Source organism: Streptomyces sp. NPDC006265 (assembly GCF_040613555.1).
GTDB lineage: Bacteria > Actinomycetota > Actinomycetes > Streptomycetales > Streptomycetaceae > Streptomyces.
In genome coordinates, this window is record NZ_JBEXSH010001146.1 from 1 (window position 1) to 2,320 (window position 2,320).

The window sequence follows — 2,320 nt, forward strand, 5'->3', positions numbered from 1 at the left end:
GGGGACTACTCCTGCGGAGCTGCTCCGTGAGACCAGGACCTGATCGGTGCGTCCGGCTCGGTGGTGACCTCGATCCCCGCGGTGGCTATGGCGAGCCGACGATCAGGGCCTCGGGGCGGCGCGCGGCGGCGGCTTCGGCGACGGCCAGGGCGCGCTCGGTGAGGTCCTGCGGGGTGCGCGGGCCCCACGGCATGCCGTCGGGGTCCAGGGAGAGCACGAGATCGGTGTCGGGGCGCAGCCGCCGAACCGCGGCGGTGGCCGCCAGCAGACCGATTCCGGAGTCCATGAGCGCGATCTTCACCCGATCACGATAGACGATGAGCCGTCCCGGGCAGGCCGGGTGGTGCAGACTGCGCGCGTGAGCGCCGTTGTGTGGACTGCCGCTGGATCACTGCTCGCCTGGCTGTGGCTGCTGCTCTGTCAGGGCTTCTTCTGGCGCACCGATGTGCGACTGCCCTCGCGTACGGAGCCGGAGGCGTGGCCGTCCGTGTGCGTCGTGGTCCCCGCCCGTGACGAGGCGGCCGTGCTGCCCGCCGCGCTGCCGTCGCTGCTCGCGCAGGACTATCCGGGGCGGGCGGAGATCTTCCTCATCGACGACGGCAGTGCGGACGGCACCGGTGATCTGGCGCGTGAGCTGGCGCGCCGGCACGGCGGACTGCCGCTGACCGTGGGTTCGCCGGGCGAGCCCCCGGCCGGCTGGACCGGCAAGCTGTGGGCGGTGCGGCACGGCATCGGACTGGCACGCGCGCGTGAGCCCGGGTACCTCCTCCTCACCGACGCCGACATCGCGCACGCGCCGGACAGCCTGCGCGAGCTGGTGGCGGCCGCCCGCTCCGGCGGGTTCGACGTCGTCTCCCAAATGGCCCGGCTGCGGGTGGAGAGCGTCTGGGAACGGCTCGTCGTGCCGGCGTTCGTCTACTTCTTCGCGCAGCTCTACCCCTTCCGCCGGATCGCCGGGACGGGGCGGACGGCGGCCGCGGCAGGGGGCTGCGTCCTGCTGCGGGCGGAGGCCGCCGAGCGGGCGCGGATCCCGGACGCGATCCGGCACGCCGTGATCGACGACGTGGCGCTCGCCCGGGCCGTCAAGCGCGACGGCGGCCGCGTCTGGCTGGGGCTCGCCGAGCGGGTGGACAGCGTGCGGCCGTATCCGCGGCTGCACGACCTGTGGCGCATGGTGTCGCGCAGTGCGTACGCCCAGCTGCGGCACAACGTCCTGCTGCTGGCCGGTACGGTCGCCGGGCTGGCGCTGGTGTATCTGGTCCCGCCGGTGGCGGTCCTGGCGGGCCTCGCCGCCGGCCGTGCGCCGGCCGCGGTGCTCGGGGGTCTCGCGTGGCTCGTGATGGCGGGGACGTACGTCCCGATGCTCCGCTACTACCGGCAGCCGCTGTGGCTCGCCCCCCTGCTGCCGTTCACCGCGTTCCTCTATCTCCTCATGACGGTGGATTCGGCGGTACAGCACTACCGGGGGCGGGGTGCGGCCTGGAAGGGCCGCACCTACGCGCGCCCGGACGCCGTGCCCGACGAGGGCTGACGACCGACGTGGGGAGTCACTTCCGCCCTGGGGTCCAGTTCATGCCCCACCCGTAGGCGTGGTCGACGGTCCGCTGCGGGCTCACCCCGCGGTCGGGCACCAGGTAGCGGGCCTCCCGCTGGACGATCAGGTCGCCGCCGGTGTTGGTGATCAGGGCGAGCGCGCACACGAGGGAGGGGACCGTGCACTCGTCGAGGGAGAACTCGATCGGCGCGCCGTGCTGCGGCCGGAGCGTGACCGAGGCGTGCAGGTCCGCGAACGAGCGGGCGCCCTCGTAGATGGTGACGAAGACGAGGATCCGGCGGAAGGCGTTCTTGTGGTCGAGGTTGACGGTGAGGTTCTCACCCGTCGACACGGCGCCGGTGCGGTCGTCGCCGTCGAGGTGGATGTACGGGGGCTGGTGCAGCGCTCCGAAGCTGGTACCGAGGGCCTGGACGACGCCCTTGCTGCCGTCGTTGAGTTCGTACAGCGCGCACAGGTCGAGGTCGAGGTCGGAGTGCATCGCCGTCGGGCGCCCCAACTTGCTGCTCCACCCCGAGAACTGCTTGCGCACCTCCCAGTTGAGGTTCACGTGCAGGGCGCCTGAGGTGCCGCCCTGCTTGGTGAGGGAGACGGAGGGGGACGCTTTGGTGAGCGTCACCTTGGTGAGGCGGACGGGCGCGGGCGGCGCGGCAGGGGGCGGCGGAGCCGCGGGCTGTGGCATCGGCGGGGGCGCGTACGCGGCGGGCGGCGGGGCGGCGGGCGGCACCGGAGCCATGACCGGGGCCGGTGCCCCCTGCTGGGGCTCGT

Annotated in this window: 1 protein-coding gene and 2 pseudogenes; 1 reads left to right on the plus strand and 2 read right to left on the minus strand. The window is 73.4% G+C overall.

All coding sequences use genetic code 11. The features are described 5' to 3' along the window. Positions 1 to 94: 94 nt before the first annotated feature. Positions 95 to 301 (minus strand): annotated as a pseudogene (locus ABZ281_RS46330) (glutamate racemase); the annotation flags it as partial. Positions 302 to 340: 39 nt separating this feature from the next. Here ABZ281_RS46330 and ABZ281_RS46335 point away from each other — a divergent pair. Further along, a complete protein-coding gene (locus ABZ281_RS46335; RefSeq protein WP_356664521.1) occupies positions 341 to 1,531 on the plus strand; it encodes a glycosyltransferase in 1,191 nt (396 codons plus the stop codon). A 16-nt stretch (positions 1,532 to 1,547) separates the two neighbouring features. Here ABZ281_RS46335 and ABZ281_RS46340 read toward each other — a convergent pair. Next, positions 1,548 to 2,320 (minus strand): annotated as a pseudogene (locus tag ABZ281_RS46340) (Tellurium resistance); the annotation flags it as partial.